This is a genomic window from Gemmatimonadota bacterium (assembly GCA_026387915.1).
Lineage (GTDB): Bacteria > Gemmatimonadota > Gemmatimonadetes > Gemmatimonadales > Gemmatimonadaceae > Fen-1231.
The window spans coordinates 294,365-307,536 of sequence record JAPLKS010000009.1 but is presented as its reverse complement, the minus strand read 5'-3'; the positions used below and the strand labels follow the sequence as shown (position 1 = coordinate 307,536).

The window sequence follows — 13,172 nt, the reverse complement described above, 5'->3', positions numbered from 1 at the left end:
CTGGAAAGTGTGTGTACGTGAAAGCGTACCGTGAGTTCGAATCTCACCCCGTCCGTGGGAGAGAGGCGCGGCAACGATCTCGTTGCCGCGCCTCTCTTGCATCGCGACCGTTTGCGACCGCCTGCTGCCATCTCGGTGATGACGTCGACGGTCCCTGGCGATCAGGCCGTCACCACGATGTAGCTATTGAGCGCACACAACGCGGCCGCGGGAACCATGGCCGCTATCTTGTCGCCGCAGCGGACGCGTACCATGACGGCGACCACCATCATGAGCGCCAGTCCGGCGGCGGACAGGAGGAGCAGCGGGCGGTACCAGCCTCCCAGCACCAGACCGGCGCTCCCCGCCAGCTGCAGCACGCCGGTGAGGGTTCGCAATCGCGCCATTCCGTAGTTCTCAAACTCTGGCACCATCGTCTGCTTCCCGAGCAGCGTCACTCCGTACCAGGCGAACGCGATCGCCGAGATGCCGCGCGGTATCAACGTCATCCATTGGAGCGGCATCATTGTGGTATAGTGAGGAGGTGGCTTCTCGCGCGCGTTCACGGACGTCGGATCGGAGCGGTATGCATAACATCATAGCCATATGTCAGGTGATCGCGGCCGTTGGTCTCCTGAACGTCTGGATTCTGCGATTCGGTCGCAGCACCTCGTATCGCGGGGGCACCGCCCAGACGATGCTCGAGGAGTTCGCCGCCTACGGTCTGCCGCAGTGGTTTGTGTATCTGATCGGCACGCTGAAGATCGGCGCCGCTGTCGCCCTGCTTGCGGGACTCTGGTTCCCAATCGTCGTCATTCCTGCCGCGTCGCTCCTTGGCGCGCTGATGCTCGGTGCGCTGGCGATGCACATCAAGATTCGCGACCCGCTCCGGAAGTCATTCCCCGCGTTGGGGATGCTCCTGCTTGTGGCGACGATGCTCGGCGGGTCAATCGGCTGAGGGGCTTGGCCACGCGGCGCCAACCCGCGCGTGGTTTCGCTCGCGGGACTTGGTGCTGTAGGAGCCGTGCACACGGATGGCCTGCGCCCTCCCGGGGACGCTGCTACGGCGCGACCTCAATGAGCTGCACCCGAAAGAGCAGCGTCGAATACGGCGGAATCGACCCGACTTCTTTCCAGCCATAGCCAAGGTGCGAAGGGATCACGAGAATCCGCGCACCACCCTCGCGCATGCCCATCAGCCCGATCTGCCAGCCCTTGATGACATTGCCGGCCCCCAGCTTGAATGTGAGTCGGGCCGAGCTGTCCACCTGAATGCCGTTGGCGAGGAGCAAACGGTAGGCGACGGTCACCTTGCTGCGCGAATCGACCGCAGCGCCCGTGCCGATGGCGACATCTTTGTACATCAATCCTTCGGGGGTGCGCGTATACTCGGCGAGGTTCACGCCGAGCGAGGGCGCGATGGCGTTGGCCGGAATGTCGCCGCTGGCGGGCGGCGGACCGCCAGCGCAGGCGACTCCGACCACCAGCACCCCAAGCGAAATGAATCGCAGTCGCACGCTGACGCTCCTGACGGTTGCTCGTAGTAGACGCATGCGGAAGTATGACGCGGCACTGCACGCCGCGCCACACCATATTCAAGAGTCAGTGTTTTGATTCACGGCTGTCCTCACCAGCGGGAGATTCCTATCGTGCGTCGCGTCCTTTGCCTCGCCGTCCTCGTGGCCTCGGCCTCACTGTCGTCGTTGGCGCGCGCACAGAGCGCGAGTGGCCCCTTCGACGCGCTGCACTTTCGCGAGATCGGCCCCGCCGCCACGGGCGGCCGCATTCACGATCTGCAAATCGATCCCAAGAACCCGGCCGTGTTGTACGTCGGCGCGGCGTCGGGCGGCGTCTGGAAGTCCACTAACAACGGACTCACCTGGAAGGACAGCTTCGTTGGGCAGCCCGACAATACCTTTGGTGCGCTCGCCATTTTCGAGGGTGACTCGAAGATCGTCTGGGCCGGCACCGGTGAACAAAACAATCGGCAAAGTTCATCGTGGGGCGGCGGCGTCTACCGCTCCACCAATGGCGGCGACACGTGGAGCTACCTCGGACTGCACGATACGCGTTCGATCTCGCGCGTCGTCACGCATCCGACGGACCCGAACATTGCGTACGTCGCCGCGGTCGGAAATCTGTGGAAAGGCACCACGGATCGCGGCGTCTTCAAGACCAGCGACGCGGGCCGCAGCTGGACCAAGGTGCTGTATGTGGACTCGCTGACGGGAGCCACCGACCTTGTGATGGATCCGCGCAATCCGTCGGTGCTGTACGCCGCCACCTATCAGCGACTGCGCAAAGCGTATGGCTTCAACGGCGGCGGACCGGGGAGCAACATCTACAAGAGCTCCGATGCCGGCGCGACGTGGCAGAAGCTGGAGAACGGAATCCCCAAGGGAGATAAGGGGCGCATTGGTCTCGCCATCGCGCACTCCAAGCCCGACGTGCTGATTGCGACCATCGAGCACTCCGGCGCGGGCGGTACGTACCGCACCGAAGATGCGGGCGCGACGTGGAAGCGGATGAGCGCGCAGAATGAACGGCCGATGTATTACAGCAAGCCTACCATCGACCCGAACAACGACAAACGCATCTGGTTGCCCGGCACTTACGTCGTAAAGAGCGAAGACGGCGGCGCCACATTTGAAGAGGAGCCGACGTCGCCCGCGTACGACCTCGGCCTCAAGACCGACCACCACGTGCTGCGTGTGGATCCGGCGAACTCCGCGCACATCTACGTCGTAGGCGACGGCGGCCTGCACCAGAGCTGGGACATGGGCAAGACGTACATGCGCATGAACAACATTCCGGTGGGGCAGATCTACCGCATTGCCGTGGATGATCGCGATCCCTATTGGATTTACGCGGGCTTTCAGGACAACCACTCGTTTATGGGCCCGAGCGCCACGCGCCACTGGCTTGGTATTCTGAACCAAGATTGGGCAGAGATTGGGTACAGCGACGGCACAGGGAAGGCGGTCGATAAAAAAGATTGGCGCAAAGTCTATTCATCCTCGAGCGGCGGGAGCCTCTCGCTCGTGGACCCACTCACCGGCGACATCCTCGGCATTACGCCGCGCGCGCCTGCTGGCGAGCCGCCCTACCGCTTCGACTGGGACGCGCCAGTGATGGCGTCGCGTCACACCGCAGGTACCGTCTACCTCGGCGGCAATCGGTTGTTCACCTCCAAGGACTACGGCTCCACCTGGACACGGAGCCCCGACCTCACGCGGCAGATCAATCGCGACACCCTCGTGATGATGGGCGTGGTGAACCGCGACATCAAACTGTCGCGCAACGACGGTGATGCGATTAGCGAGATCTCGAATTTCGCAGAATCGCCGATCGATCCAAAAATCCTCTGGGTGGGTACCGACGACGGCAACGTGCAAGTCACAACCGACGGCGGCGCCACCTGGAAGGAAGTGAGCGGGAATATTCGTGGTGTAACGAGCGGCACTTTTGTGGGAGACATTGTGGCGTCGGCCTCGTCACGCGGCACCGCCTACGTCTCGTTTGACGCGCACCGTGACGGCGATTTTGCGCCGTATTTGTTCCGCACCACGGACTTCGGCAAGACGTGGACGGCCGTGGCCTCTGGACTCCCGAACGAAGACGCGACCATCCGCGGGCTCGCCGAGTACCCGGGCAAGGCAAACGTGTTGTTCGCGGGCACGGAGCGCTCGCTGTTCGTGACGCACGACAGCGGCGCGCACTGGAATAAACTCGCGGCGAATCTGCCGACGACGCGCTATGACGACATCGTCATTCAGCCGCGCACCAAAGATCTCGTGCTCGGCACGCACGGCCGTAGCATCTGGGTGCTCGATGATGCCTCGGCGATTGCCGAATACGCGCCGGCAGTCGCGGCCAAGCGTGCGCACTTGTTTACGGTGCCGCGCGCGACGTTGATGCTGTATTGGGAAGACATTTCCAACATGGATCACTATTTCTACACCGGTGAGAACCCCGCCGAGGGCGCGGCGTTCACCTATCACCTTGGTCAGTCAGCGCAGAAGGTTCGCCTCCTCGTGACGAACGCCGCCGGCAAGTCGGTGCGCGAGTTGACCGGATCCACTGCCGCCGGCGTGATCCAGCGCGTGCAATGGGATCTGCGCTTTGCGCCGCCGCCGAGCACAGGGCGGGGTGGTGGAGGCGGCGGTGGCGGTGGAGAGGAAGGCGGCGGTCGCGGTGGCCCAGGGTCGCAGAAGCCCGGGGTCATCCAGCTGCCGGTGCCCGCTCACGAAATCGCCACGCGCGGTGCGCAGGTTGCGCCGGGCACGTTCAAGGTGACGCTCGAAGTGGACGGTGTGGCCGTGGAGTCGCGCACTTTTGTTGTGCGCGCCGATCCGGTGGCGCCGCAGACGCTAGCGCAGCACACCGCGCGCGAAGCGTTCGTGGTGGAGGTTGCGCAGCTTCAGGCGAAGACCGATTCGCTGGCGGCGAAAGTCGCTGCGAAGCGCACGGCTGCCAGTGGCGAGGAGGTCACGCGTCTGCAGGCCATCGAGACACGGTTGGTGGGTGGCGGCCGGGCCGGCGGCGGTGGTGGTGGCGGCGGCGGTGGCCGCGGTGGCCCGCAGGCCGTTCGCCAGCGACTCAGCGGATTGCAGGGGGTCTACACGATGTCAGGCGCGCGGACCGGCACGATGTCTGCGCCCACGGGTGCGATGAAAGCGACGCTCGCTGAGGCAAAGGCCGAGTTGGCCAAGATCGAGAAGGACGTTGCCCCCGCGGCAACGGCAAAGAAGCAGAAGTAAATCGCGCGAATAGCAAAAGGGCGCTTCTGCTTGGGAGGCGCCCTTTTGCTATTCACGGCAGAAAGGGGCTGGACTCGTCGCCGAGTCCAGCCCCTTTGCACTGCTCGGTGAACGAGACTTACTTCGTCGCGTTCGCCAGATTCTTCACGGCGCCAATCAACAGCTTTACACGGGCACCGTCCTTGGCAGTCGTCGCGTCCTTCGCGAGATCGCCGGCAAGCTTTTCGAGCGCAGTCTTACGGGCCGCGCCCGTGGCCTTCTCCGCAGCATCGATCGCCGCATTGATTTCTGTGCTGCGGGCCGCCGCGATGCCCGAGCCGCGCACGAGCTGATCCACGTACGAGCGCACGACCGGGAAGGCCGCGGGCCACGTGGCCTTCGGCTGCATCTGCGGATTGAACTGCACAAACTTCACCAGCTTGGCCGCATCGATTTCGTTCTGCGAGAGCCAATCGGTCGGCGTCAGTTCAAAAACATCGATGCCACGCGCGATCTCGGAACCGTAGAGCAGGCCGTTGTAGTAGTAGGCGCCCCAGTATCCCGCGGTGGTCAGCTTGTTCACATCAACCGGTCCACGGTCGAAGTACGCAATTTCGAACGGGTGCGCGGCGTCGGTGAAGTCGACCAAGTTCAGACCGCCCTGATACCACCCTTGCCCCATGATGTCGCGCCCTGGCACGGGAATGAGCGAGCCGTTGTGCGCCACGCAGTTCTCGGTCTTGGTCTGCGAGGCGGCCATCTTGAAGAAGGCGCCCTGCGTCATATTGCTGCCCTTGACGGTGAACACCGCGTCGGCGCCCCATTCGATGGGATCATCCGAACGGCACTTCGGGCTCGTACCGCCGCCCCATTCGTCCGTAAAGAGCAACTTGCTCGCGTCATTGTTGAACGTCGCCGAATGCCAGAAGGCGAAGTTCGTGTCACCCACCGCCTGCAGACGCTTGGGGTTGAGCGGATCCTTGATGTCGATGAGGACGCCGTATCCACCGCATGCGCCGGCGCCGACACCCATCTCGGGGTACAGCGTGACGTCGTGGCACTGGTTCGGCCCGGTTGGGGCTGCTTCCGGACCACCGCGCCCACCACGACCACCTCTACCACCACGACCAGCGGCGGCTTCCGGGTTCGCGGCGGCTGCGGCGGCTGCGGCGGCTGCGGCCTTTGCTTCGGCGATGTCCGCCGGAGCCTGGCCATGCTGTGTCACGGGAGCGAGGCCGTCGAGAATGCGGCCAAAGCTCACGACCTTCGCGTTCTCCGGATGGGCGATCTCCACCTTGATGATTTCAATACGGAAGCGCGCGCCATTCACGTCTTCGGCGGGGAGGTCCTTGCAGCCGGCGAGTTCTTCTTCCGGACGCACGCCAGCCGAACCGCTCACGTAGATGTAGACCACGCCCTTGTCCTTCGGGTCGGGCACCACCGTGTGGGTGTGCGAGCCGCGGCAGGTCTGGACGTCCTTCACCTTCTTGGGGTGCGCCGGATCGGAAATGTCATAAATACGAACGCCGACCATGCGATCCATGCTGATGCGATCCGTCACGCCTTGCGTGCCGCAATCGGTACGGTCGCCCGTGCTCTCCGACGAGATGAAGAGCAGGTTGCCCCACACCGAGGGATCGCCCTGACCCGTGGCGCACACTTCGACCGAGGTGAGCACCGGCTTCGACGGGTTCGCCATGTTCCAGATCTGGAACCCGCTGAAGTTTCCCTGATACACGTACGGAGCCTTGAAGGCGAGGTCGGAGTTCGCGAAGGTCAACCCACGCGCGCCGCCGTCGCCGTCGAGCTTTGCGGACTTCGGCGTGGTGGAGAGAAGCTTCAACCCCTTTGCTGCGGACGCGGCGTCGTACAGACCACCCTTGAGGCCGACACGCGGATCGGTGGTCGAGGCCGCCTTGGCCGCCACCGGGGGTGTCATGGGCTTCACCGACTGGGCCTGCGCCGAACTGGCCGCTGCCACCATGCCGGCTGCAAGCAGCGCTATACCACGGGACGTTCGCATCGAGCTCCTCATTTTGCGTTCTTCTCCTTGAGAGTGACCAACATCTTCTGCATCCGCTCGATCTCGCCGCGCTGGTCATTATCGACCCCTGTCGCATAGCCGAAGATCTCCGGACCCTGTCCACCTGCGGGCGAATCGAACAGCGTCTTCACCATCACCAACGCGCCTTCGTGATGCTGGATCATGAAGGTCAGGAACAAACGGTCCCACTCTTTGCCCTTTGCTTTCTCGAGCTGCTGCATCTGCGCGGGGGTGAGCATCCCAGGCATCATGGCGTGGTCTGCCATGTTCATGCCGGACATATCGTGCCCCGCCATTGGTGTCGTGGCCGCCTCGGGCGCGTGCTGGCCGCGATCCGTGAGCCACGTCTGCATCAGTTCGATCTCGTCGCGCTGTGAGATGATCACCTTCTTGCAGAAATTCGCCACGTTCGCGTTCGCGCCGTGCGATACCGCCATTTTCCCCATCACCACGGCCTGCGCGTGATGACCGATCATGCCCTGCATAAAGGCAACGTCGGCGGCGGTGTAGTCTTTCTTCGCGTTCGCCTTCGTGGCGGCCGGTTGCGCTCCCGCGCCGCGCGGCGCAACGCCCAGCGTCGTGACGCAGAGTGCGGTGGCGATATACACCAACGAGCTGAATCGAACTGAGTGCCTATACATCGCGGGGTCCCCCCGTGAGATGGTGCGGAACGGAAATCGGTGCCAGCCCCAAGGGTGGCAAGGGAGTGTAACTCAGACGGGGGGTTCGCGATACCACCTAGCGTTGGACGGGAGGCGGCTACTTCAGCCCGTACAACTTTCGCGCGTTATCCCGCAACACCATCGTGGCGAGCTCCAGCGCACGTTCGTGTGTGATCTCGCCATCGCGCATCATGCTGGTGAGGGCGCGCACGAGCGATTCGCGCCCGACGTTGGCGGCGTACATCCCCATTTCTTCCCAGCCGAGCTCCGCCGACTCCGGGTACGCATCGGTCGCGAACAGCACTTTCTCTGGTTCGTAGGCCAGCCACGACCGCAAAACTTCAGCGACGTCGTGCGGCGCGTTGAAGGCCGTTTGTTCGGAATAGTCGACATACGCATTGGGTTTTGTGAGCAGCGGCGTGATTTCGTGCGTGTACGGCCAGCCGCCGTGGATCATCACAAAATTCGTCTTCCGGAGCGTCGGGTCGTTGAGCAGGGGCTCGAGGAGCAGGGGATTCGCCCACGACACATTGAAGTATCCACCACCGCCGTGCGCGACGTGAATGTGCACCGCCATCCCAAGCCGGCCGCATTCCGTGATGATGAAGCGGAAGATATAATCTTGGAGCGCCGTATAATCGGCGGCACTCCCCGCGTAGCCACGCTCGGCCTGTGCCCGCGTTGGGTTGCCCACGGCCAACGTGCGCAAATACGCCATCTCAAACTTCTCGGCGAGGGCGCCGCCCTTCTTGTGCCGCTCGAGCGTGCCTCGCACCACTTTCTCGAGGTACTCGCCGAGGGTCGCCGGCTTAGCCGCGACGCCGCTCTCGGCGTAGTACCGCTTGAGCAGTTTGTCCTCGAGCGGGAAGAATGATTTTTGATCGGGGGTGGTGATGAGCGCCGCGTTGTTGAGCGGATACATCAACGCGTCGGCAAAGGGCACCCAGAGAAAACGATCAGACGGGAGTCCCGGGCCCATGGCCACGCGGTTCGAGAGCATGGTCTCGATGCCCATTTTGTCGAGCATAAACGTGGCGTAGTCCGAGGCGTGTGCCTTGACCACGGCTGCTTTGTCGGTGCCGAACAGCTCGGTGTGCGCCGCGGCGACAATCGGCGATTTCGCTCGCTGCCGGAGCGGGTCCGACTGCGGCTCAAGGTTGTCCACGGGGAGCGCGTCGAACTCCATGTCGGGCGCTTCGTCCGCCGCGGTTGGCCGCACCGGGTGGGCGTGGTTATCAATCGCCTTGATGGCGGCGATTTCACGGGCGAGTTGTGGGTCGATCCCATTCGCGTCGCCGGCGCCTCCCGAGCAACCGAGGGCCGCAGCCAAGGCCACGAGGGCCATTGTGGCGCCGAACCGACGTGCGGGGAGAACGGTACTGAGGTAGTGGCCGACGGGCATCATCGAAACTCCTTTCCGGTTGAGCGGTGTCTAGTTGGCAGACGGCTTTGCGAGCGGTAGTGCGGTGGCCAAGCTCTCCTGGCACGCCTTCTTCAGATGTTCGTCCTGCTGCGCGTTGGCATCATGCTTCTTGTGTAAGGCGACGAACGACTGCGGACTCACTCCCATCTTGCCGCGGAACGGCTGGTCCATGGCGGCAATCAGAAAAATGAGTAATCCGATCATCATCCCGATGAGGCCGTTGAGCACCACGTGCGTCCGGGTCGGCTTGATCAGGAACAACCACGTCACGAAGATGTTCAGGACTCCGCCGAAGAGCACCACCACCCAGATCGTCGGATCCATCTTGTGGGTGACGCTCTCAATGCGGAGGCGTCGCAAGTGCAGGAGGTCGTTGAAGCGGCGCATGGCCTCCGCTTGCAGATTGGCCTGTCCGTTGGTTTTCGGCTCGAAGTTGTTGAGCCCTTCTCGCATGGGCTTGATGATGATGGTGCCGTCGCCTTTGGGTTCCTCCCCATGGGACTGCGCGGGCCATGCGCAGTCGACGACGAAGTCGAGGTAGTCCTCGATATTGTCGGCGAGCTGTTCCTTGAGCGGCGACGGAAACGAGAGGAAGTCAGCCTTCAGCGTCGCGATGGTCGCGGCTTCCTCGGCGACACGGGTCTGGATGGTGGTGTAGTGCTCCCACGCGCCGACGGCGATCAAGCCGAGGGAAATTCCGTAAAAGACGCCGATGGCGCTCAAGAAGAAGCCGACGAGTTCGTTTCTGTTTTCGCCGGCGCCCCATAACCGAGCAGCGAGACGACGCGTCAGCAGCACGCCGCCCGCGGACAGCGCAGACCAGGCGGCCACCGTGAGCAGGGCGAACGCCCACGCGTCCTGTTCGTACAGCCAGAAGTACACCGTCAGTAAGGTCTTCGTCATGCTGGCTCTCGTGGTTCGGGTGGGGGGACGCCGAGGGCGCGCGCGTGCGGAATCGGAGATAGCTGAACGAGTGTTGAGGCTGACGAATGTACCGTACCTAGCCTCTCGGCGTTACCCAGTCGTATCGGTGCTGTGACGGCAGAACGATGGCTGAGCGCAGCCGCCCAGTCATTTTTATGAGGTGACGCCGCGCCGCCTGGAGGGGTTTCCTGGTCTGTGATCGCGAGGACTATCACCGGTGAAACCTTTGGCCCACTCGGCGTGTCTTACTAGGTGAAGGGAAGCCCCCCGGAGGGAAGGACTATGACCATGGAACCGACAATGACCGTGATGGAGCTGGAACCCGAAATGCACACCACCACAAACGAAGCACTCCCCGTGTTTGACGGCGGCCGACTGATCGGGCTGATTCGGCGCCCCGTGGCCTCAGAGCCGCTCGGGCCAGGGCGCGAGACGGTGTACCTCGATCGGCCAGTCGGCCGTGGGACGCATCCCGCCGCCGCGTAAGGCGGCAAGGCCCTTGATCGCTGTGCGGCGCACCCTCCACGGTGCGCCGCTTTCATTTCTGAGAGGCGTCGGCGAACTTTGATTTCATGACAGAAGCCGTTCCTCCGACGTCCGCGCCCAGCGCGGCAACACCGCGCCATCCCACGCGATGGCTGCTGGTGCTGTACCTCGCGAGTGCCGTGGTGGTGGCGCTGCAGCGCACGCTGATGTCGTCCGAGAACAACTTCACGATCTTCGCTTTTGCGGCGCAGCATCTGCGGTCGGCGCAGGATCTCTATGCGGCGTACCCAGACCAGCACGCCGACTTTTTTAAATACAGCCCCACGTTTGCACTGCTCTTTACCCCGTTTGCAGCCTTGCCGCGCGTTGTCGGGTACCTCTGCTATTCCAGCATTTGCGCCTTGGCCGTGTGGGCCGGACTCACGCGGCTCCTCCCGCGCCGGCAGGCCGTGATGGCGCTTGCACTGGCCTGGCTCGCCGTGGTGGGCGATCTGCAACGCGGGCAGACCAACGCGCTCTGTGCGGGCCTTATGATTGTGGCGTGGAGCGCGTATGAGCGTCGCGAGCAGTGGAGTGCGTCCGCCGCGATCGCCGTTGGGTTCTTTGTGAAGCTCTTTCCGATTGCGGCGCTCGCCGGCGCCATCTTTTATCCGCGCAAAGTGCGCTTCGGCTTTGTGGCCGCCGCCGTGGCGCTCATCGGGGTGGCGTTGCCATTGCTCGTCACCACGCCGGACGCGCTGGCCATGCAATACCACTCGTGGTTCGCCATTGAGTCGCGCGATGCCGTGCCGCTCGCACGCTACGGCACGGGCGGTGCAGACCTCTACGCTGGCCTGATGGGGCAGTTCCGCGTCTGGTGGGGCGTGGACTGGCCGCACTGGCCCACGCAACTCGCGGGCATCTCCATTCTCCTGCTGCCGCTCGCGGTTCAACGGCGGCGCTATGCGGACGTGGCCTTTCGCACGCAGTTCTTGGCGTCCATCCTCGTTTTCTGTGTGCTGTTCAATCATCAAGCCGAATCACCGTCGTTCGTGATTGCGATGATTGGAGTGTCGCTCTGGTTTGCCGTGATGCCGCGCGCGGGGTGGCGTACCGCGCTCATGGTCTTCGCCTTTGTGGTGGTCAACCTCGGCTCCACCGACTTGATGCCGCGCGCGTGGTACAAGGCCTACTACGTGCACTACCTGCTCAAGACGGTGCCTCTCATTCCGCTCTGGCTCGTGATGCAGGCCGAACTGCTCGGCCTTGTTACGGATTCACGCGGTGAGCGCGCGGAATCCGATGAGCGTCACGGGATTGGTGATGCTGGTAGCGCCACGGGCAAGGCGGTCGCGTAGCGGACGTGAGGTGAGCGCGGCGAGTTCGCGCTCGCGCTGCCAGGTGTAGCCGTCGAGGGCGCGCAGGGCATCATCCACGCGCCCAGGATGCACCATGAGTTCCGTGACGCCCGGCCGCAGATGCTCGAGCAAGACGTCCAGACGCGCGTCAAAGTGTGTTCCGCCCTGCAGCGCGATGCCGGCAAAATGATCGGTGTGCCGCACCTCGCGCGCGCCCGCTCCGCTCACCGTCCACGCCGCGCGGATTACGGCGCGGTGCAGTTGCGCTGCGGCATCGACGGCAAAGAGCGCCGGCGACTCCAGGGGACGGCGCTGCCACACCCCGTGCGCAACGGCCACACGGCTCACCGCGCCGCGAAAGACGGGCAAGGCGTGCGTGTGCCGGTGCGAATCCATATGCGTGGGATGGATGCCGGCCGCCACGAGCGCGGCAAACTGCGCGGTGCACTCCGCTTCCACTTCGGCCGCATCAATGCGCCCGGCGAGCGCACGCATCACGAGGCTCCGGAGGGGAAGGAAGGTGCCCGTGCGCGTGTCGGTAAGCGACGTCGCCTTGGTCATCGGTGCACCGACAAGCACGTTGAAGTGCAACCCAACGTCGAGCGTTGGGGCTGCCCGCGCCGTGCGCACGGCGTCGTCCCACCCCGGCTGGTGCACCATCATGGAGGTCGCAGTGACCGAACCAGCGTGATGTGCCTCCAGAATGCCCGCCGTCACCGACGGCGTGAATCCCAGGTCGTCGGCGGTCACGATCAGGCGGCGGAGGCCGCCCGACGGCTCAGTCGTACTTCCCCCGCCAGTGATTCAGGCGTACCTGCAATAGTTCGCCCGCCATCGTGAAGGCGCTCTGCGCAAAGCTCACGGTGGTGGGTTCTTCGTCGTAGCGGAAAAACACCGCGGTCTGCTGCACACGGTAGCCCTTCTTCTGCGCCACAAAGAGCGCTTCCACGTCAAACCCAAAGCGGGGAATTGTCAGGCGCGGAAACACCGCCTCGGCCGCAGCGGCAGTGAAACCCTTGAGTCCGGCCTGCGTGTCGAGCACGTCGCGGAGGAGCACCGCCCGCGCCATGGCGTTGAACACGCGGCTCATCACGTGGCGCGTGTACAGGTAATGGAAGAAGCTCGGGCTCATCATGTAGCGCGATTCGGGCAACACGCGGCAGGCAATCGCCACATCCGCGCCGGCCTCGAGGTCGCGCAAAATCTTGTTGACCTCCGACGGCGGGTAGGCGAGATCGGCGTCGGTGAACACGCGGAAGGCGCCGCGGGCCGCCAGCATCCCGCGGCCGACGCTGACCCCCTTGCCGCTGTTCTGCTCGTTGCGAATGACGGAGACATTCGGCCGCGTGGACGCAAAGGCGCGCAACAGCGCCGCCGTGGGCTCGCGGCTGTGGTCATCCACGAGGATCAGCTCGGAGGTATACGGCTGCTCCGCGAGGAACGCCCCAAGCTGGGCGAGGGCCGCGGGCAGGCGGTCCTCCCCGTTGTAGCAGGGGACGATGAGGCTCAAATGCGGGGGCGGGGCGCCATTCATCCCCACAAGGTCGCCGGTTCGAGGCGGGGCACGCAACGGGGTGC

At 64.0% G+C, this 13,172-nt stretch carries 12 protein-coding genes; 4 read left to right on the top strand and 8 right to left on the bottom strand.

Features of this window, described 5'->3' with window-relative positions; translation table 11 throughout:
- Positions 1 to 161: 161 nt before the first annotated feature.
- Positions 162 to 506, bottom strand: coding sequence for a DoxX family protein (locus tag NTZ43_05555; GenBank protein ID MCX5766673.1), 345 nt, complete (start codon positions 504 to 506; stop codon positions 162 to 164).
- Between the two features lie 59 nt (positions 507 to 565).
- On the opposite strand from NTZ43_05555, the gene NTZ43_05550 reads away from it, so the two are divergent.
- Entirely contained in the window at positions 566 to 937 is a 372-nt protein-coding gene (locus NTZ43_05550; GenBank protein ID MCX5766672.1) for a DoxX family protein, read from the top strand.
- A 103-nt stretch (positions 938 to 1,040) separates the two neighbouring features.
- Here NTZ43_05550 and NTZ43_05545 read toward each other — a convergent pair whose 3' ends face one another.
- On the bottom strand, positions 1,041 to 1,496 hold the full coding sequence (locus NTZ43_05545) for an FKBP-type peptidyl-prolyl cis-trans isomerase (GenBank protein MCX5766671.1): 456 nt from the start codon (positions 1,494 to 1,496) through the stop codon (positions 1,041 to 1,043).
- A gap of 132 nt (positions 1,497 to 1,628) precedes the next feature.
- On the opposite strand from NTZ43_05545, the gene NTZ43_05540 reads away from it, so the two are divergent.
- Positions 1,629 to 4,739, top strand: coding sequence for a hypothetical protein (locus NTZ43_05540; protein ID MCX5766670.1), 3,111 nt, complete (start codon positions 1,629 to 1,631; stop codon positions 4,737 to 4,739).
- Positions 4,740 to 4,857: 118 nt separating this feature from the next.
- Here NTZ43_05540 and NTZ43_05535 read toward each other — a convergent pair whose 3' ends face one another.
- The 4 genes from NTZ43_05535 to NTZ43_05520 all read right to left on the bottom strand — a co-directional run bounded on the left by NTZ43_05535 (position 4,858) and on the right by NTZ43_05520 (position 9,750).
- Complete coding sequence (locus NTZ43_05535) at positions 4,858 to 6,741, bottom strand: hypothetical protein (GenBank protein ID MCX5766669.1); 1,884 nt, start codon at positions 6,739 to 6,741, stop codon at positions 4,858 to 4,860.
- Positions 6,742 to 6,749: 8 nt separating this feature from the next.
- Entirely contained in the window at positions 6,750 to 7,403 is a 654-nt protein-coding gene (locus tag NTZ43_05530) for a DUF305 domain-containing protein (protein ID MCX5766668.1), read from the bottom strand.
- A gap of 118 nt (positions 7,404 to 7,521) precedes the next feature.
- Positions 7,522 to 8,829 (bottom strand): amidohydrolase family protein, encoded by a 1,308-nt coding sequence (locus tag NTZ43_05525; protein ID MCX5766667.1) that lies wholly within the window; start codon positions 8,827 to 8,829, stop codon positions 7,522 to 7,524.
- A gap of 27 nt (positions 8,830 to 8,856) precedes the next feature.
- Positions 8,857 to 9,750, bottom strand: coding sequence for a DUF4239 domain-containing protein (locus tag NTZ43_05520; GenBank protein MCX5766666.1), 894 nt, complete (start codon positions 9,748 to 9,750; stop codon positions 8,857 to 8,859).
- Positions 9,751 to 10,053: 303 nt separating this feature from the next.
- On the opposite strand from NTZ43_05520, the gene NTZ43_05515 reads away from it, so the two are divergent.
- Positions 10,054 to 10,257: a hypothetical protein gene (locus NTZ43_05515; protein MCX5766665.1), complete on the top strand. Its 204-nt coding sequence runs from the start codon at positions 10,054 to 10,056 to the stop codon at positions 10,255 to 10,257.
- An 86-nt stretch (positions 10,258 to 10,343) separates the two neighbouring features.
- Positions 10,344 to 11,594 carry a glycosyltransferase family 87 protein gene (locus NTZ43_05510; GenBank protein ID MCX5766664.1) on the top strand — a complete coding sequence of 417 codons (1,251 nt, stop codon included), beginning with the start codon at positions 10,344 to 10,346 and terminating at the stop codon, positions 11,592 to 11,594.
- On the opposite strand, the gene NTZ43_05505 is transcribed toward NTZ43_05510, so the two are convergent.
- Together NTZ43_05505 and NTZ43_05500 are read right to left on the bottom strand one after the other, a co-directional pair.
- Positions 11,514 to 12,344 (bottom strand): ChbG/HpnK family deacetylase, encoded by an 831-nt coding sequence (locus NTZ43_05505; protein ID MCX5766663.1) that lies wholly within the window; start codon positions 12,342 to 12,344, stop codon positions 11,514 to 11,516. The genes NTZ43_05510 and NTZ43_05505 overlap by 81 nt on opposite strands.
- A gap of 28 nt (positions 12,345 to 12,372) precedes the next feature.
- Complete coding sequence (locus NTZ43_05500) at positions 12,373 to 13,104, bottom strand: glycosyltransferase (protein MCX5766662.1); 732 nt, start codon at positions 13,102 to 13,104, stop codon at positions 12,373 to 12,375.
- Between the last annotated feature and the right edge of the window lie 68 nt (positions 13,105 to 13,172).

Coding starts and splice junctions, on each gene's coding strand:
- NTZ43_05550 (MCX5766672.1), top strand. CDS start 566: ATGCATAACATCATAGCCATATGTCAGGTGATCGCGGCCGTTGGTCTC.
- NTZ43_05555 (MCX5766673.1), bottom strand. CDS start 506: ATGATGCCGCTCCAATGGATGACGTTGATACCGCGCGGCATCTCGGCG.
- NTZ43_05530 (MCX5766668.1), bottom strand. CDS start 7,403: ATGTATAGGCACTCAGTTCGATTCAGCTCGTTGGTGTATATCGCCACC.
- NTZ43_05510 (MCX5766664.1), top strand. CDS start 10,344: ATGACAGAAGCCGTTCCTCCGACGTCCGCGCCCAGCGCGGCAACACCG.
- NTZ43_05515 (MCX5766665.1), top strand. CDS start 10,054: ATGACCATGGAACCGACAATGACCGTGATGGAGCTGGAACCCGAAATG.
- NTZ43_05520 (MCX5766666.1), bottom strand. CDS start 9,750: ATGACGAAGACCTTACTGACGGTGTACTTCTGGCTGTACGAACAGGAC.
- NTZ43_05525 (MCX5766667.1), bottom strand. CDS start 8,829: ATGATGCCCGTCGGCCACTACCTCAGTACCGTTCTCCCCGCACGTCGG.
- NTZ43_05535 (MCX5766669.1), bottom strand. CDS start 6,741: ATGCGAACGTCCCGTGGTATAGCGCTGCTTGCAGCCGGCATGGTGGCA.